Source organism: Dyadobacter psychrotolerans (assembly GCF_004349265.1).
Taxonomy (GTDB): domain Bacteria; phylum Bacteroidota; class Bacteroidia; order Cytophagales; family Spirosomataceae; genus Dyadobacter; species Dyadobacter psychrotolerans.
Genome location: NZ_SMFL01000010.1, coordinates 193,646 through 210,702 on the forward strand (window position 1 = coordinate 193,646; position 17,057 = coordinate 210,702).

Consider the following 17,057-nt stretch of genomic DNA (forward strand, 5'->3'; position numbering starts at 1 on the left):
CAGCGTTTCGGTTTCCGTGACGCTCATTCCTTTTCTTTCGGTAAAATCTTCTTATTTTTGTCAATTATAAAATAATTCAAGCCCTTGAAAGAATACGGCAGTAACGTACAAAAACTTACCGAACATATCGTACAGATAGAGGATCGGACAAAACGCACGCTTTATGCGCATATTTTGGTAGAACTCATGCGGCAGATACACCCGAACATGAGGGACAACCAGGATTATACTAATAAGCTTTGGGATGACCTATATATTATATCAGGATTCGAATTGGATGTTGACAGTCCATATCCACCTCCTTCTGCCGAATCTTTAGGAAAAAAACCACTTACAGTTGGCTACAATCAGCATAATCTGATCTATCGTCACTACGGTAGAAATATCGATCTTTTGCTGGACAAAGCGGTTAATACGGAAAATGATGAGGATCGCCTTGCGTTCGTTTCCTATATTTTCCGTTTAATGAGGTCGTTTTTCAATACCTGGAACAAAGACAATCCGGAAGACCATGTTCTTTTGGGTCAGCTGGAACAAATCGCTAAAGGAAAATTGAAAGAAGAGATAGACTACATCCGTAAAAATGGGCCTGTAGATGCATCTCCGAAAGACCGCAACAGCAACCAGGAACGTAATCGTGGGAATCACCAGGGCGGATTTAAGACGCAGCCCGGGCATAACCAGGAGCGTCAGGGGCCAAATAACCAAAATAATCCAAGCCGGAACCGCCCAAATAATAACAAGTTTGCCGGAAGAAATAATAACAACAATAACAACCGCAACAATAATAACAACCGCAGAAAGCCAGGTATCTAACCTGACTTCTCTTGTTTGTTAAACCTGGTGACCCGGAATTTATTCATGGATCATTGGCATAATCGTTTCTTAACTTAGACGGACTTTTTCGTCACAAACCTTTCAGCAAACTGCTGCCCAATACAAAAATGGCTTCATTTAAAATAACAGGAGATAGGCGTCTTAAGGGAGAAATCATACCTCAGGGAGCAAAAAATGAGGCGCTGCAAATCATTTGCGCAGTGCTTTTAACCAAAGAGCCGGTAACAATCCATAACATTCCAAACATTCGTGATGTAAATCAACTGATCGATCTTTTGGGAGATTTGGGCGTTCGCCGTACCAGCCTGAGTGAATCATCTATTCGTTTTGAAGCAAGTGATATCAATCTGGACTATCTTGAATCAGATTCTTTCCGCCAAAAGGCAGCGGCTTTGAGAGGCTCTGTCATGTTGCTGGGACCCATGCTTGCACGGTTCCGCAAGGGACGCATTCCAAGGCCGGGTGGTGATAAAATTGGAAGGAGACGATTGGATACACACTTCCTTGGTTTTGAAAAATTAGGTGCGGAATTCAGTTATGATGGTGAGGATGGCGGATTTTATAAGGTGGATGCAGCAAATCTGAAAGGTGCATTTATGCTTTTGGATGAAGCTTCGGTTACCGGAACTGCCAATGTATTGATGGCAGCCGTGATGGCCGAAGGAACTACCACCATCTATAATGCAGCCTGTGAGCCTTATCTTCAGCAATTGTGTAAAATGCTGAACCGGATGGGAGCAAAAATTTCCGGCATTTCGTCCAACTTACTCATCGTTGAAGGAGTTACTGAACTTACGGGAACAGAACATACCATGCTTCCGGATATGATTGAGATTGGTAGTTTCATCGGACTTGCTGCGATGACACAATCTGAGATTACCATCAAAAATTGCCAGATCGCACAACTGGGAATTATTCCTGAAGTGTTTCAAAAACTGGGCATCAAACTGGAATTCCGGGGCGATGATATATTTGTACCCGCTCAGGATCATTACCGCATCGAAAACTACATGGACGGCTCTACATTAACCGTAGCCGATGCGCCATGGCCTGGCTTCACTCCTGATTTGCTGAGTATCGTTCTCGTGACTGCCATTCAATCGCAGGGAACCGTGCTGATTCACCAGAAAATGTTTGAAAGCCGCCTTTTCTTTGTTGATAAACTGATCGAAATGGGTGCGCAGATCATTCTTTGCGATCCGCACCGCGCCACGGTTATCGGCCACAACCGCGAAACACAGTTACGCGGTATTCGTATGACATCCCCCGACATCCGTGCAGGTGTTGCACTGCTGATTGCAGCCTTGTCCGCAAAAGGCGTCAGCATTATCGATAACATTGAACAAATAGACAGAGGTTATCAGAACATCGATACCCGTCTCAACGCAATTGGTGCTGAGATTATAAGACTGTAATTGATAACACGAATACCAGAAACAAAAAGACGGAGCCTGCGAGGACTCCGTCTTTTTGTTTACCTCCCACTTCTCACCACCTCAAGGCGATGCGCGGGGCTGAAGGATGGAAGGCTTTTCAGGCTAAACAGCTTTTCACATTTTAAATCTCGCTTTTCACTTCCTTACTTTTTCTTACCGTAAGTGCAGGCCGTGTTGTCTTCCTTCACATAGTACGACTTGTAATTGGTCGCCTTTGGATCCATACATCCTTTCAGGTCAAGCAGCTCCACTTTTCTGAACTCTACAGGATGACTTTCACTTTGCAGCGAAATTGAACCGTGATCCAATAATTTACCTGCGATTACAACAGCAGGGTCATGCCCGCTCACGTTTCCGCCTCCTAACTGTGGCTTGTTATAGGCAAGGACCATTTCGCCATTGGCATAATGCTGTATCAGAGAATCACCCAAAACAAGCACTTCTGCACGCACCCACTGGTCGCCGGCATAAGTCTGCGATTTGGAGTTGATACAATGCGCTGTGATCAGTTTTCCATCAATTACCACATTGGTTCCGGGCGTACACAAGTTACAGGTAGTTCTTTTATTTGTTCCATCACCTCCCAAAAGCTGTACTTCAATTGAGGCAGGAAAATCCTGGTCTTTACCCATCGTTGCAGCCGGCTGGCCATGAACCATTATACCGCTGTTACGAAGCGCCCAACCTTCACCCTTTGGAGCCTGATCGCCTACAAAACGGTACTCAACAGCAATACGATAATATGAGAAATCCCCTTTGTAGAAGATGTGACCATATTTTTGCTTAAAATCGTCATACTTATCGTAACGTACTACCATCTTTCCGTCTTCAACCCTGAATGTATTTCCGAAATTATCATTAAGGTCATTACCACGGATTTTAACGTCCCATCCATCCAGGTTTTTACCATTAAAAAGTTGTTTCCATTCCTGCTTTTCTGATTTTTTCTGTCCGAAAGAGAGAATACTGATCAGACAGAACAATGCAGTCAATTTTAATTTCATAGGTTGATTTTTTAAAAGATTGTAAACTAATAATTGCCGGAGATAAAAGGTAAACCGTACATTCGTGCGAATTATCCTCCTATTTTCCGTGTTGTTTTTTAACCAGGACGTACTCCGCGAAGTCAATGGCGGAGTAAATATACTATGAGAACGAATAATATAAAGCGCAAAGGGCATTCAGAAGATTTTTTTGGCACATATCGCAACTTTTGGTGGAATGAAGGTTTCCTGAATTTACTTAACAAACGACTGCAGTTACAGACACATCACAACATGCTTGATGTGGGCTGCGGACAATGCCACTGGAGTAAAATTCTGGCCGACTATCTGGGCAAACCTGCCAAAGTCTACGCCGTAGACAACGATCGCAAGTGGTCGAAAGGAGAGAAGGAAATCCGTAGTTACTTTCAGGAAAAGAATATTGATTTTGAATTAAAAAAAGGAGATGCGCATGAACTGCCTTATAACGACAATTCTTTTGATCTCGTAACCTGCCAAACGCTCCTTATACACGTTGAGTATCCAAAAAATGTAATTAATGAAATGAAGCGGGTGCTCAAGCCCGGTGGCACAATTCTTTGCGTAGAGCCAAATAATCTCGTACAAAGTCTGACTCAAAGTTCGGTTTCGACCAACGATCCGATTGACGAAGTGCTGGATCATGTAAAGTATGCGCTGATTTTTGAGAGAGGGAAAAAGAAACTGGGTCTGGGGGACAATTCACTGGGTGATCTGGTTCCCGGATTTTTATCGCAGGCCGGTTTTGAAAATGTGGAAGTCAGGCTTTCGGATAAAGCAATAGCCATGTATCCTCCTTATAACACCGATGAGCAGCTGGCTACCATGAAACAGTGGCAAAATGGCAATACCTGGAGCAACGAGCAATTCAGCGATTACGATTATTTCAGGGCCATTGGAAAGGACAGCCTGGAATTTTATGAACGTTATAAAGTTAAATATGCGCATCTGGGAGAACGGATTCTTCGTAACATCGATGCCAACAAGTATCACTCTGCCGGCGGTGCCATGATGTACATTATTTCAGGTACCAAACCGCAGTAATCCGATTTAGTTAATATGAGTTCACCATCAAAAGAGAAAATTGCTGTATTCTGGCACCGGAGGGATTTGAGGTTGCATGATAACGCCGGTCTTTACCGTGCACTTCGGTCGGGATATAAAGTGCTTCCTCTTTTCATCTTTGATCGTAAAATTCTGGATGCACTCGAGAATAAAGAAGACAAACGTGTCATGTTTATTTACGATGCCATTCTTGAAATAAAGGATAAACTGAATAAAATGGATTCGGATATTCTTGTTGAGCATGGTTTTGCTGCGAATGTCTGGAAAGAACTAATCACAAAATATAACATAGCCGAAGTATATACAAACGGGGATTACGAACCTTATGCAACTGAGCGGGATCAGGAAATCACTGATATTTTAGCAAAAGAGAATATTCCTTTTAAGTCTTTCAAGGATCAGGTAATTTTTGAAAAAAAGGAAATACTGTCCGGCCAGCATACACCATACACGGTTTTTACACCATACAGCCGCGCCTGGAAAGACAAGTGTAACAAATTTTTTCTTTCCTCTTATCCTACCGAAAAGTACTTCTCAAACTTTTTCAGCCACACAAAACCCGACATTCCTTCCTTAAAAGAAATGGGATTTGAGAAAACGGATGAGGATTTCCCTTCTGATAAGGTACGGGATGAGTTGTTGGAAAAATATGAAGAACAGCGCAATTATCCTGCTTTACCTGGAACTTCCCGACTTGGTATTCACTTGCGTTTTGGTACAATCAGCATCCGTGACATGGCGCGCAAAGCTTTTGACACCAGCAATACCTGGCTTAATGAATTAATATGGCGGGATTTTTACCAGCAAATACTCTGGAATTTTCCTCAGGTAGGTAAAGGCAAAGCGTTCCGTCCTGATTATGATAAAATTAAGTGGCGTAATAATGAAGAAGAATTTAAAGCCTGGTGTGAAGGAAGAACGGGTTATCCGCTGGTGGACGCAGGGATGCACCAGATAAATGCAACCGGTTTTATGCACAACCGCATACGCATGGTCACAGCAAGTTTTTTAACCAAACATCTTTTAATCGACTGGCGATGGGGTGAAGCTTATTTTGCTGAGAAATTACTGGATTATGATTTAGCGGCTAATAACGGTGGCTGGCAATGGGCCGCGGGTTCCGGCACGGATGCAGCCCCTTATTTCCGGATTTTCAACCCCACAGCACAGGCTGAAAAATTTGACAAAAAAGGAGAATACATAAAAAAATGGGTTCCTGAACTCAACTCTCTCAACTACCCTGATCCGATCGTAGATCATAAATTTGCGCGCGAACGCTGCCTGAAAGCTTATAAGGACGCGCTGGATAAAAGTTAGAAGCCCTAAGTTCACAGTTTTTAGCAGACAGTTTACAGCAGCACAACCTTACCGGTTAACTAGAAACTGTTTACTGTAAACTTAAAACTGTGAACTAAAAGCTACTTCCCCCCTACCACAACTTCAAGCATATCCTCGGGTTTCAACCAGGTGTTTGCCATTTCCATCACATCTTCGCTGGTTGTTGCATGAATCTGGTTAATGTATTGGCTAAAAAAATCAGTAGGTAAACCGTCCAGCAAAAGCACTTTTCTCCTGTCTGCTACCTCAAAAGCTGTATTTAGAGAACCTGCAAATTCTCCTGTCATAAAGTTTTTAACAGTTTGTAATTCTTCGTCATCAACCAGTTCTGTCTGCAGACGGTAAATTTCCTTTTTGATTTCATCAATAGTTTGCTGGGTAAACTCCTTTTTTACATCAGTACCGATCATAAAATAACCATCTTGGCGCAACGTAATCAGGTGTGACGAGATTCCGTAAGTAAGTCCTTTTTCTTCTCTAATATTTTTCATCAGGCGCGATCCGAAATATCCGCCCAAAATTTCATTGGTAACCAGGAGTTTAAAATAGTCGCGATGATGACGTGTAAACATTTTACGGCCCATCCGGATGGTAGACTGCACCCCGTCCTTTTCAACCAATATCTGTTTGTTCGCATAAGAAAACTGTGGATCATGTACTGTAACAGTCGATTCCGTTCCTGCCTGATCCTGTCCCAAAAATTCCTTAACAACCTCAACATCTGCCGCAGTAACCTGTCCGGCTAAAACCAGCGTACATTTACCGTTTTTTATATACTGATCAAAATGGGCAACTATTTGTTCTTTTTTCAGTGATTCCAGATCAGCTTCATTTTGATTCCGGCCATAAGGATGATTATCACCAAACAACGCTGCCCGAAATTCGGTTGTAGCCAGATATGCCGTTTTTTCTTTGTTAACACGGAGATTCTGCATTGTAATATTTCTCAGCTCTTCCAATTCCTTGTCGGGAAAATTCGCTTTCTGAATCATTTCCTGAACAAGCGGAAGTACATCCGGAAGGAATTTGGACAAACAGTAAATGACAATTCCGGTACGATCTGAGGTATTGTTAAGATCAATAAAAGCACCGACTTTGTCAAATGCTTCGCTTATTTCCGAGGAAGTGAAGTTTTCAGTTCCTTCCGAAAGCATTTTTATTGCAAAAAATGAAGCACCGTTATACTCTTCCTGCCAGCTACCTGCGTCGAAAATACACTCCAGCCTCACCACTGGTTGCTCGCCGATATTGATGACATGAAGTGGAATACCGTTATCGAGTATATGTGTTTTTGTTTCAGGTAAGTTAATAGAATCGATTACCTTGAAATCAGGGGCAATGGTACGGTCAAGAATCATATCAGTAATATAAAAAAGCGAATGACGTTGCAATAACGCCATTCGCCCTGGAAAAAGAAAAATACCTTATTTTAGTTTTCAGTATCGCTCACATCAAGCTTTTCTGCTTTATTCAGGCCAAGAGAAAGCGTGATACGTAAAGTCTGTGCAAGAGGACTTCCCTGAGTAACCGGGAACAAATATGCAAAGTCAACTGCATAACGGTCTGCAAAGCGAATACCGGCACCAGCTGTGAAAAATTTACGGTCACCTTTGTTTTTGTTTTCACCGAAGTAACCAGCACGGAGTGCAAAAATATCGTTGTACCAGTACTCAGCACCAATTGCCAGAGCGACTTCCTGTAATTCTTCTTTAAAACCATCAGGCGCATCAGAGAACGACCCAAAGGCACCGGCTAATGCTCCCTGCGTATTGATATTCGTAACGCCATCCGGGGTTGGTACCATTAACTTGCTTGCATCAACGATAAAGTTAAACTTATTACGTCCGTCAGCCGAGTAAGTAATACCACCACCCAGTTTAAGGTTAGTTGGAATAAAGTTTTCTGTTTCTGTACCGGAACCGTAGTTTACTTTACCTCCAAGATTTGAAAGTACAGCACCAAGAGACCAGGTAAATTCTCCTCCATTCTCGTCATTTTTGTATTGTTTTCTATAAAACGCGCTGATATCACCAGCCGCGGTTCTTGCAGTACGTAACGAAACATTGTTAATTACAGCGTTTCCTGACAAGTTGGAAGAAATATATTTCAAGGTAAGCCCCATAGAGAAGTTTTTACCTAACTGGCGCGAGTAAGTTCCGTTAATGGCAAATTCCTTGGAATTGAAATAACCATTTTGGCCGCCTTGTGCATCCCGCAAATCAAGTCTTCCGTTATCAAAATAATTGGCAGAAATCGCAACTGCAGAGCTCTTGTCCAGCTTTTTGTAAGCTGATAAATAACCCAGCCACATATCGTCAACAAGGTTACGCAGCCATGGCGTGTAAGATGCCGAAACACCGAAATCTTTAGTATTGTAAGGAAGCTTGGCAGCATTCCAGTAGGTTGAGTTGGCATCGGGGCTTAATGCAACACCTGCTTCTCCCATACCTGCACTTCTCGCATCAGGAGCAAAAGTCAAAAAAGATAGTGGTGAATGTGGAATTCGTGTACCCTGTTGGGCCTTTACTACCCCACTTGTTAAGATAAATAAAGAGGATAACGTAACAAAAAAAATTCTCATAGAAATTGGATTTGCGATAGGAAGTGCTTTTAATCAGCTTCTTTAAAGGGTCAAAAGTACAATGAAAGATAGTTAATACTAAAAAATTTTATAAGTTTTCTTCAAATCTAAGGCGAACGAATGATCTTACCCGACCGTTTATCAACAGTGTTATCCTTCAAAGATCGTATTTCAATGGTATAAACATATAAAATCGCCGGTAACAGCAATGATCCGATACGGGTAGAAGTAACCAATTCACTGATAACTGCTTCGCTATTATAATATTGCCAGTTGAAAGCTCCAAGCTGCTGTCCGTTACCAAGCAATAGCCGAAAAGTCACCTCGACGTCCTCATTAACCCGGTCATGATTCAGTTCAAAAGAAAGCTCCCGGTCAAAAGGATTTGGATAAACCTTGAAATTAGTCAATTTAATCCCACTGGCTAAACTTACCTGAAATCCGAACGCAGATTCTGAAAAGTTAGTATATGTATCCCAGACTTTTATGCGAACGGTATAATTACCCGCAGGCAGGTCTTCAAACGGATACCGGATTGAGCCGGACTTATAGGTATCAACGTCAGCTGTATAATAGTCATTCAGCACAATAACCAGGGTATCATTTAATGTCATGACAATATCATGGCCAATTCCGGTTTTAGACACGTTAATGCCGCTGTCGTCACTTAGCTTTACATAAAGGATGGGCGAACTGGTTACTACATCTCCGGTTTTAAAATCTGTATGATTAAGATAAGTACTTATTTTAGGAGAAGTTTTGTCTTCGGTTAAGGCTACGCTTCCTCCGACCAGTATGTCCAGCTGGCCGCCCGCATCCGTCAGACTGTCAGAGTGCACAGCGTAAATACTGATTCTGCCCATACCTGTCCTGTAATCAATATCCTTAGGCATAATAAATTCAAAAGAAGCTACACCGTTACGAACAGTGACGTTACCATCAAATAACTTACTCTGGAACTCGGAATAACTTTCGGGATCTCCTTCGTTGCCCTGTGTTTTAAAAACAGATTGTTTATCGAAAACAGACACCCTGGCAGAACCGGAAAAATTTTCATCCCGGCTGCCATTTTCTTTATCATAAACCTCAAATTGCAGTTTAACTTTTTGAAGCGCACGAAGTGTATCGGGCTTTTGAACAAATCTGACACTTTTCTTAGGTTTTGCCAGTCGCATGGACGGATCTCCGAGCAGAGCAAAGTTGCGGTTGAGCGCACCAACCAAACCCTTGTTTTTTGTCTCACGGAAAATATCCCCCAGCCTTGTTTTGACATCAGCCTGTGAAAGGGCTTCGTAAAAGGCTTTATTAAGTGTAAAATTGGTACTTGAATACACCGGCCGCGTTGTACTTACTGCACCTATCGCCCCGCCCTTGGGACTTAACACCATAAGTTCCGCTCCTGAAACCAGACCCAAATCATCGTACCGTCCGAAATCACAGGTTGCGGTCAGGAGTAGCGGCAGGTTATCCAACCCGCGTGCTGAGAGCATATCGCCGATCGTAAGCACTTGTTCCTCTGCCCAGCCACTGGTGCCTCCATGCCCGGTATAGTTCAAAACCAGTGTTCCGTTTTTGATGCTTTTTTTAATAGCAGCATTTACGGCAGGTACTTTCTGACCGCCGCTGGTTGTGGTTTGAGGAAAAGCGTCAAGGAATATCCGGGTTGGAAGAAAATCATTATTAATGAGCTGTGCCAGCTGGTCGGCATGACGCTGATGCACGTTGCCGTCACCATCGTCTGCTACAAAACTGACTGTATTTCGCCAACTGTCTAAACCTTTTGGTGAAGACCCGTACCGTATCAACTTGTCCACTACAATTTTAGCTTCCTGCACCGATTTCACCGGAAGTCTCCCAACGCCTATATCCATCGTATGATCACCCGAAGCTGATTCCGGCCAATTGCCTTCGCCATCTTCCATGAAGCCATAATAATCATCAGAAGAATAGGTATAAACAGGATTTAACGACTCCCTGCTTTCGTAAACCGGCAACCAGCCTTCACGCTGTGCTTCCGTTTGGTTTTCAAGATTGTTTTTATAATCATAGGTTGCGTCTCCAAACAGCAACAGGTACTTCAATTTTCCGGGCTGTTTTTTAAAGAGTTGTTTCGCAAAATCCCTGATCGCCGTCAGATCGGGTTTACCTGATGCGTACTCGTTGTATACCTGAGGCGTCGTTACGACCAAAACATCCAAACCATCATTTTCTCCACGAAAAGATGCCAGTCGTTTCGCCTGACTTTCCCAAGAAGCAGGTGTGATAATTAACAGATCCGGAACAGTACTGGCTGACAGATTTTGATTAGAAACCGATTCCCATCCGTCCGGGACAAAGGCTTGTGAAATAGTAAAACCCACATACTTTCTCAATTTCAAACCACCACCAACAGTTACGGATGAAGTACTATTAAAGTTTGTAGACGATGGATTATAAATGTCTGTAATATTCCAGAACAGCCAGTCGGCCCGAATATTTTTTATTTGATAGGTAACTGTACCTTGTGTTTCGGGAAGAAAATGATAAACCTGCTGCTGATCATAAGCGCGAAGTTCTCTTTTAACCTGGATTCCTGCATAATTCAAATAAGCCTGTGCTGAACCCTGCCCGCTTCGGTCATACTGAACTCCAACAGTGAATGCTGATGGAGGCTGAGCACCGGTTATTGTATTAAAAATAACATCGGATCGCTGGCCTTTAATATCATACGTATTTGCGCCAACAGTCCCGATTGTGCTTTCTCCAACAGATTGCCCGTTCATCTGCCAGATAAAACGGGTGCCTACCTGTGCTGCACCAACTGCCGAACCTACAAATCTGACAGGTGATGAAGGCAAAATACCTGGCATGTCCGCCTGCACCGTAAACGCAGTTGATCCGGCAAGATATTCTCCCAGCCACTCCCGGCCAGAGCGCAGCATATTCACAGATTCTTTTTCGTGGTACCAGTAGTCGGTAAAGTCGGTTACAACTTTACTGCCTGCATCAGGTACACTTACAGCATTTTTAATTCTTAATCCGTTGGCAGAACCAACCCTGAGAAAATAGTAATTTGAACCCGTATAAATATTTGTTTGATGACTCAGAACGGTGTTAACAGAGTCGTACAAAATGACATTCGGACCCTCCGCATAAAAAAATACAGCATCCTCCGAATCAAAACGTCCGTCATCACCGCCCTTTACCCAAATCGCATTTTCTTTCAGATCTGTATTGCGTACAACAGAATTTCCCTGCGGCAGCATGCCTCCCCCATTTCCGAATATCTGAATTTTTGCAGGATCAATATCTGAAACCCGCAGACCCATTGATTTTAACAGGTTAGCATCAATTTTATAGACTCCGGTTTTGGTTACTTCCAGCTTAAACCAATTTCCCGACGACAAAACAGATGACTGCTGACCAAAAGCGGACAGGCATACAGATAATCCAAAAAGGCAAAAAATGCTTCTGGAAAGTATCCCGTTAAAATCAACATGCTTCAACCAGTGCATGGGCAGGGATGGTATATCTACGTTGTGAAATTTTATCTGTACAAAGCACCCTTGTCCGGCGAACTGAACCTCTGACAAACAACCTGTTCTGAAAAACGAAATCAGCTCCTTCATGCAGATGTATCAGAGCAGTTTTATTTAACAGAATGGAAGGATCATCGTACTTTTTTAATGCATTGTAAAGTATCTGATCTGCACCGGTGGAGGCTTTTGGACTAACCGCATAGGCCAGCAGCGGCTTTAAGATGTCAGCGGGAAACACATTTTCATTCATAACCGGCTGTAAAAGAACACTAAACTCTCTTTTCCATTCTACGCCGTGAGGTGCCGGTTTTTTACGAAACGGACGTTTATAATTTTGATAAACAACATAATGTGCAACTTCATGAAGATACGTAATCAGGAAATTGTAGGGATTAAGATTGATATTGACCGTTATGCGGGGAGTAAATCCTGGCCTGATGGTAAAATCACCCAGACGGGTACGACGCGGACGCGAGAGAAAAAAATCAAAATTATAGTTTTGAAACAGATGTTCACAATAAGCAAGCGCTTCATGCGGCACATAAGGCTCTAAGGATACTTTCTTTACCATTCCTTAAATAAAAAAAGAAAAGCCCTATTTTCATAGGGCTTTTCAAAACTTTTACAAGTCTTCTGTGAAATTACTTCACTGAATCAGCAGCAGCTGAATCAACAGTAACAGTATCAACAGCGATTGTATCAACTGGAGTTTCAACAGTTACAGCAGTAGAATCAGCAGATTCTTCAGCTGGCTTGCTAGTACAAGAAGCGAATGCTACCATCCCGGCAACGAACGCAAGAGCGAATATTTTTTTCATTTCTTGGGTGTAATTAAGGTTCGATGCAAAGGTAACAGGAATGGTTTGAATAATCCCAACATTTTGGATTGTATTTTTCCAAGAACTTAAAATTTCCTTAGAAATTACCTCAATCCCTTTATTTTGTACAATATATTCCTCTATTTTTCTTCTAAACCTTTTGCAATTCGCTGTTAAAAGCGCTGACGCTCGCAGCAACTTCGGGAAGCAAGGCCTGATTTTGCTCTATCCCATTTCCGACAACCACCACATCTGCGCCGGCCGCTAGTGCTGCGTATGCTTTTTCATAGGAATCAATTCCGCCGCCTACAATGATAGGTGTATCTACAGCCTTACTTACTGCCGAAATAATTTCCTGCGGCACGGGATATAATGCTCCGCTACCTGCATCCAGAAACATATTCCTTAGCCCAAGCATCTCGCCCGCAAGTGCCGTACATGCAGCGATACCAGGTTTGTCTCTTGGCATTGGTGTGGTGTTACTGATGTAGGATACCGTTGTAAGTTTCCCGCTTTCAATCAGCATGTAACCCGTAGGCAAAATTTCAATTCCGCTTTTTCGAAGCAATGGCGCAGCAATAACCTGTTGACCAATTAAAAAATCAGGATTTCTGCCAGAAATAAGGGACAGAAAAAGTATGGCATCTGCGGAGGGATCAATATGAAGACTGCTTCCAGGAAAAAGGATAGCAGGGATTTTCGTATGCTGATGAATGGATGCAATAAGCTGATCAATCGCGTAATGGGTTATCAGACTTCCACCCACAAAAAAAAAGTCAACACCATTCCGTTCTGCGTATTCCAGAAATTCGGGAAAGGTGTCAAAGTCTACTTTATCAGGATCTAAGAGAACAGCAAACGATTTCCTTTTTTCACTTTTTCTGGCTAAAAGAAGGTCTGCAATTTTATGATTCGCTGTTTTCATTCGGTTTTACGGTCATCTGCAATATATTTCTCAAGCTTCTGTCGCGCCCATCCTATTGCTAACGTCCAGGCCAAGCTTTGAACGGCACTTTTTACCGTATTCTCACTGCTTTTTTTCACCTTCACTTCCTTTGCAACCGGCTGAGGACGTTCAGTATTTTTTCCTTTTATTTCCTTTTCTTTCTTTTTTGTATCGGGTAGTAATGCATTAAGCACCAAAAAAGTAGTCGTAACAACACCTCCGATGATTAATGCCTGTTTGCCATATTGTTTTGCATCACTTTTAAGATCGCCCCACTGGTCTTCCAGCTTATCGCGATAAAGATTTGCCTCATATATCAGAGACTCCTTTTCTTCGTCTGTGTTGGAAGAAAAAGGTTTTGACAGTTTTACGGAAGAATCCAATGATTGACTCATTTCAAACCTGTTTATGTGTGTCAGGAACCGTAATGATTCCAAAAATAACAATTTTAAACGAAATCTATTTCCTAAATACGATCTAAAGGTATCAGTCTTCCTTTACCTGAACAAAACGAACGATAAATTTTCGCACAAAACGAATAAGTCTTTCGCGGAAAACAATACACAAAACCAGTTTGAGAACAAACACGCCAAGCAGGATCAAAAATCCGAGGTAATCGCTGTGAAGCCATTTATTTAAAAAGGTCCCTAACAAAATTACGATCAGAATAAGTATCGTAAGACCTATGCAAAGCAATGCAGCGGCATAAATTGCCATAATAACTGCACGCTCAATTTTATCTCTTATTTCGATTTTAAATAAATCGATCCGGGTTTCGAAATACTTGAAGAGTGTATCTTTGATTTCCTCGAGTTGACTTATCATAAGGCAGTAGTTTTCAAATCATGTGTAAAATAAACGCTCTGACTGAGTTCGCTTTTGTACACTAATCTAAAAACATACCAAGAATGGCCGAAACGACCGAAACAACAAATCCAAATAATAACGCGGCAATAAATCCATCTACTCTGAAGCCCGAAACAAGGTAGGCAGCGAGGTAGATTATCAATACATTAATCACAAAATAGAAAAGCCCGAGTGTCAGGATTGTTATCGGCAATGCCAATATCTGCAGAACGGGTTTTAAAAATGTATTTAAAATACCTAAAACAATGGCAACAACCACGGCTGTGGTGAAATTGGCAACCACTACTCCGGGTATTAAATGGGCTGCAACAAGAACAGCTAATGTGCTGACAATTAGACGTATGATTAAATTCATATTCAATTTGGTTTTAAGAGTGTCGGCTACGAAGTACGCTAATTACCTCATCTAAGTCAATGTTTTTTTGCTCCAAAAGCACAAGAAGATGGAATAACAGGTCAGAAACTTCTCCTTTGAAGAGATCTGCATCGTCATCTTTTGCTTCGATAACGACTTCAACCGCCTCTTCGCCAACCTTTTGAGCAATTTTATTTATACCTCTTTTGAATAAACTACTTGTATACGACTCATCAGAAGGGTTTATTTTTCTCTCTCTGATTACCTGCTTTTGCAAATAGTTCAGAAATGCCGCTTCCCCGATTCGTGTATCCTGACTATTTTTTTCCCCAAAACAAGTATCGGCTCCGGTATGACAGGTTGGCCCTGCCGGCGTTGCTTTTATAAGAATCGTATCGCCGTCACAGTCAACAAGAATTTCCTTTACAAAAAGAAAGTTGTTCGATGTTTCTCCCTTTGTCCAGAGACGTTGTTTGCTGCGACTGAAAAACGTCACCGTACCTTCATCCTGGGTTTTTTCAAGTGCTTCTTCATTCATATATCCTACCATAAGCACTTTGCCCGTAGCGGCATCCTGAATAACAGCCGGCAATAGACCGTCCGCTGATTTAGAAAAATCAAGGTCTGAAACTGTATTAGTCATTAAATCACTCATTTATAAATATTGTGAATTTCTTGTAAACTCGGACTATTAAATTGTCATTCTCATGGCAAGATCCTTACCTGCCAGGTACTCTTTCAGGTCAGGAATATCAATTTCCCGAAAGTGGAAAATACTTGCCGCCAATCCCGCATCGGCCTTCCCTGTTGTGAAAACATCGTAAAAGTGCTCCATATTACCTGCTCCTCCGGAAGCAATTACCGGTATATTGGCATTTCCGGAAACAGTTGCAGTCAGTTCAAGCGCAAAGCCGTTTTTAGTGCCATCGGTATCCATTGATGTAAGTAAAATTTCTCCCGCTCCCCGGTCTTCAACTTCCTTTGCCCAGGGAATAGTCCGCAAATCCGTAGGTTTACGTCCGCCATGGGTGTGTACGATATGCTCTCTTCCGTTTTCAGTTTCAATGTATCTGGTATCAATGGCAACAACAATGCACTGACTCCCAAATTCGAGCGATAACTCATTGATCAGATCAGGATTGCGAACCGCCGACGAATTAATTGAAACCTTGTCGGCACCTGCATGCAGCAAAGCCGAAACATCCGCGATGGAAGAAATTCCTCCGCCGACTGTAAAAGGAATATTGATGGTGTGCGCTACTCTTCTAACCAGATCTATAAAAGTAGAACGGCCTTCAACGGTAGCCGTAATGTCAAGGTAAACCAACTCATCCGCGCCCTGGGCCGCATACATCGCGCCCAGCTCCACAGCGTCTCCGGCATCCCGCAGGTTTACGAAATTAACCCCTTTTACAGTTCTGCCCTCTTTAACATCGAGGCAGGGAATAATGCGTTTTGTAAGCATTTTATTAATTTAACAATAAACAGGTTACTATGGTACTAAATCATAAACCTTTGTAATTCCGGCAGGCTAATACGGTTTTCGTAAATGGCTTTGCCAATAATCACGCCATAAATATTCATTTCGGCCAGTTTTTCAACATCACCGATATTACTTACGCCTCCGCTGGCTATTATTTTCAGATCCGGACATTTATCGTGTAAATTTTTGTAAAGATCAAAAGAAGGCCCCTGCAGCAAACCGTCTTTGGCCACATCAGTACTAATCGCATACTTTATACCTAAATCAACATAGTTTTCCACGAAGTCATAAACCCAAAGTTCCGTTCCTTCTTCCCAACCGCTAACCGCTACTTTTTCATTTTTCGCATCAGCACCGAGAATTATTTTATCACCTCCGTAAACGGATAGCCATTCCTTAAATAAATCCGGCTGTTTGACGGCAACACTTCCGCCGGTCACCTGTTTTGCGCCACTTTCAAAAACAATCCTGATATCTTCTTCTGACTGAACACCGCCTCCAAAGTCAATATGAAGTGAAGTTCTGGAAGAAATCTTTTCGAGAACTTTCCAATTGATCACCTTTTTTGCCTTCGCGCCATCCAGGTCAACCAAATGCAAACGTTTCAGTCCGGCATCTTCAAACTCCATCGCCACTTCCAGCGGATTTTCATTGTATATCGTCTTTTTTCCATAATCGCCCTGCGTTAATCTTACGCATTTTCCGTCGATCATGTCTATGGCCGGGATAATTTCAATCATATTATTTAGTTTCCCGGGCCGCTGGCCTGGGTTAAGATATTTAAAGCCTTT

General features: G+C 42.3%; 17 protein-coding genes. 4 read left to right on the plus strand and 13 right to left on the minus strand.

What is annotated here, in order from left to right:
* Positions 1-84: 84 nt before the first annotated feature.
* Both E0F88_RS23780 and murA read left to right on the plus strand, forming a co-directional pair.
* A complete protein-coding gene (locus E0F88_RS23780; protein WP_131960780.1) occupies positions 85-816 on the plus strand; it encodes a DUF4290 domain-containing protein in 732 nt (243 codons plus the stop codon).
* Positions 817-944: 128 nt separating this feature from the next.
* Positions 945-2,252 carry a UDP-N-acetylglucosamine 1-carboxyvinyltransferase gene (murA, locus tag E0F88_RS23785; RefSeq protein WP_131960781.1) on the plus strand — a complete coding sequence of 436 codons (1,308 nt, stop codon included), beginning with the start codon at positions 945-947 and terminating at the stop codon, positions 2,250-2,252.
* A gap of 164 nt (positions 2,253-2,416) precedes the next feature.
* On the opposite strand, the gene E0F88_RS23790 is transcribed toward murA, so the two are convergent.
* Positions 2,417-3,277 (minus strand): 3-keto-disaccharide hydrolase, encoded by an 861-nt coding sequence (locus E0F88_RS23790; RefSeq protein WP_131960782.1) that lies wholly within the window; start codon positions 3,275-3,277, stop codon positions 2,417-2,419.
* Positions 3,278-3,421: 144 nt separating this feature from the next.
* Here E0F88_RS23790 and E0F88_RS23795 point away from each other — a divergent pair, with 144 nt between their 5' ends.
* Both E0F88_RS23795 and E0F88_RS23800 read left to right on the plus strand, forming a co-directional pair.
* Positions 3,422-4,339, plus strand: coding sequence for a class I SAM-dependent methyltransferase (locus E0F88_RS23795; RefSeq protein ID WP_131960783.1), 918 nt, complete (start codon positions 3,422-3,424; stop codon positions 4,337-4,339).
* 15 nt (positions 4,340-4,354) lie between these two features.
* Positions 4,355-5,677, plus strand: a complete 1,323-nt coding sequence (locus E0F88_RS23800) for a cryptochrome/photolyase family protein (protein ID WP_131960784.1) — start codon at positions 4,355-4,357, stop codon at positions 5,675-5,677.
* 101 nt (positions 5,678-5,778) lie between these two features.
* Here E0F88_RS23800 and E0F88_RS23805 read toward each other — a convergent pair whose 3' ends face one another.
* The 12 genes from E0F88_RS23805 to hisA all read right to left on the minus strand — a co-directional run bounded on the left by E0F88_RS23805 (position 5,779) and on the right by hisA (position 17,006).
* The gene (locus E0F88_RS23805; RefSeq protein WP_131960866.1) at positions 5,779-7,056 is read right to left on the minus strand and encodes a M16 family metallopeptidase; all 1,278 of its coding nucleotides are present in this window, start codon (positions 7,054-7,056) and stop codon (positions 5,779-5,781) included.
* 71 nt (positions 7,057-7,127) lie between these two features.
* Positions 7,128-8,279 (minus strand): type IX secretion system outer membrane channel protein PorV, encoded by a 1,152-nt coding sequence (porV, locus tag E0F88_RS23810; RefSeq protein WP_131960785.1) that lies wholly within the window; start codon positions 8,277-8,279, stop codon positions 7,128-7,130.
* Between the two features lie 107 nt (positions 8,280-8,386).
* Positions 8,387-11,773, minus strand: a complete 3,387-nt coding sequence (porU, locus tag E0F88_RS23815) for a type IX secretion system sortase PorU (RefSeq protein ID WP_131960786.1) — start codon at positions 11,771-11,773, stop codon at positions 8,387-8,389.
* Positions 11,751-12,368, minus strand: coding sequence for a SprT family zinc-dependent metalloprotease (locus E0F88_RS23820; protein ID WP_229213892.1), 618 nt, complete (start codon positions 12,366-12,368; stop codon positions 11,751-11,753). Before E0F88_RS23820 ends, porU begins: the two co-directional genes overlap by 23 nt.
* Positions 12,369-12,438: 70 nt before the next feature.
* Positions 12,439-12,813 (minus strand): PG1828 family lipoprotein, encoded by a 375-nt coding sequence (locus E0F88_RS23825; protein WP_131960787.1) that lies wholly within the window; start codon positions 12,811-12,813, stop codon positions 12,439-12,441.
* Complete coding sequence (locus E0F88_RS23830; RefSeq protein WP_131960788.1) at positions 12,767-13,540, minus strand: phosphoglycerol geranylgeranyltransferase; 774 nt, start codon at positions 13,538-13,540, stop codon at positions 12,767-12,769. The genes E0F88_RS23825 and E0F88_RS23830 overlap by 47 nt, the downstream gene beginning before the upstream one ends.
* Positions 13,537-13,956: a hypothetical protein gene (locus E0F88_RS23835; RefSeq protein ID WP_131960789.1), complete on the minus strand. Its 420-nt coding sequence runs from the start codon at positions 13,954-13,956 to the stop codon at positions 13,537-13,539. The genes E0F88_RS23830 and E0F88_RS23835 overlap by 4 nt, the downstream gene beginning before the upstream one ends.
* Positions 13,957-14,047: 91 nt before the next feature.
* The gene (locus E0F88_RS23840; protein WP_131960790.1) at positions 14,048-14,386 is read right to left on the minus strand and encodes a phage holin family protein; all 339 of its coding nucleotides are present in this window, start codon (positions 14,384-14,386) and stop codon (positions 14,048-14,050) included.
* 61 nt (positions 14,387-14,447) lie between these two features.
* Positions 14,448-14,783: a phage holin family protein gene (locus tag E0F88_RS23845; protein WP_131960791.1), complete on the minus strand. Its 336-nt coding sequence runs from the start codon at positions 14,781-14,783 to the stop codon at positions 14,448-14,450.
* 13 nt (positions 14,784-14,796) lie between these two features.
* A complete protein-coding gene (gene hisIE, locus E0F88_RS23850; RefSeq protein WP_131960792.1) occupies positions 14,797-15,426 on the minus strand; it encodes a bifunctional phosphoribosyl-AMP cyclohydrolase/phosphoribosyl-ATP diphosphatase HisIE in 630 nt (209 codons plus the stop codon).
* 48 nt (positions 15,427-15,474) lie between these two features.
* On the minus strand, positions 15,475-16,248 hold the full coding sequence (hisF, locus tag E0F88_RS23855) for an imidazole glycerol phosphate synthase subunit HisF (RefSeq protein WP_131960793.1): 774 nt from the start codon (positions 16,246-16,248) through the stop codon (positions 15,475-15,477).
* Positions 16,249-16,283: 35 nt separating this feature from the next.
* Entirely contained in the window at positions 16,284-17,006 is a 723-nt protein-coding gene (gene hisA, locus E0F88_RS23860; protein ID WP_131960794.1) for a 1-(5-phosphoribosyl)-5-[(5-phosphoribosylamino)methylideneamino]imidazole-4-carboxamide isomerase, read from the minus strand.
* Positions 17,007-17,057 lie beyond the last annotated feature (51 nt).

Bases quoted from the DNA above. Each gene is read 5' to 3' on its own strand.
- murA (WP_131960781.1), top strand. From the start codon at position 945: ATGGCTTCATTTAAAATAACAGGAGATAGGCGTCTTAAGGGAGAAATC.
- E0F88_RS23790 (WP_131960782.1), bottom strand. From the start codon at position 3,277: ATGAAATTAAAATTGACTGCATTGTTCTGTCTGATCAGTATTCTCTCT.
- E0F88_RS23795 (WP_131960783.1), top strand. From the start codon at position 3,422: ATGAGAACGAATAATATAAAGCGCAAAGGGCATTCAGAAGATTTTTTT.
- E0F88_RS23800 (WP_131960784.1), top strand. From the start codon at position 4,355: ATGAGTTCACCATCAAAAGAGAAAATTGCTGTATTCTGGCACCGGAGG.
- E0F88_RS23805 (WP_131960866.1), bottom strand. From the start codon at position 7,056: ATGATTCTTGACCGTACCATTGCCCCTGATTTCAAGGTAATCGATTCT.
- porV (WP_131960785.1), bottom strand. From the start codon at position 8,279: ATGAGAATTTTTTTTGTTACGTTATCCTCTTTATTTATCTTAACAAGT.
- porU (WP_131960786.1), bottom strand. From the start codon at position 11,773: ATGCACTGGTTGAAGCATGTTGATTTTAACGGGATACTTTCCAGAAGC.
- E0F88_RS23820 (WP_229213892.1), bottom strand. From the start codon at position 12,368: ATGGTAAAGAAAGTATCCTTAGAGCCTTATGTGCCGCATGAAGCGCTT.
- E0F88_RS23830 (WP_131960788.1), bottom strand. From the start codon at position 13,540: ATGAAAACAGCGAATCATAAAATTGCAGACCTTCTTTTAGCCAGAAAA.
- E0F88_RS23835 (WP_131960789.1), bottom strand. From the start codon at position 13,956: ATGAGTCAATCATTGGATTCTTCCGTAAAACTGTCAAAACCTTTTTCT.
- E0F88_RS23840 (WP_131960790.1), bottom strand. From the start codon at position 14,386: ATGATAAGTCAACTCGAGGAAATCAAAGATACACTCTTCAAGTATTTC.
- E0F88_RS23845 (WP_131960791.1), bottom strand. From the start codon at position 14,783: ATGAATTTAATCATACGTCTAATTGTCAGCACATTAGCTGTTCTTGTT.
- hisIE (WP_131960792.1), bottom strand. From the start codon at position 15,426: ATGACTAATACAGTTTCAGACCTTGATTTTTCTAAATCAGCGGACGGT.
- hisF (WP_131960793.1), bottom strand. From the start codon at position 16,248: ATGCTTACAAAACGCATTATTCCCTGCCTCGATGTTAAAGAGGGCAGA.
- hisA (WP_131960794.1), bottom strand. From the start codon at position 17,006: ATGATTGAAATTATCCCGGCCATAGACATGATCGACGGAAAATGCGTA.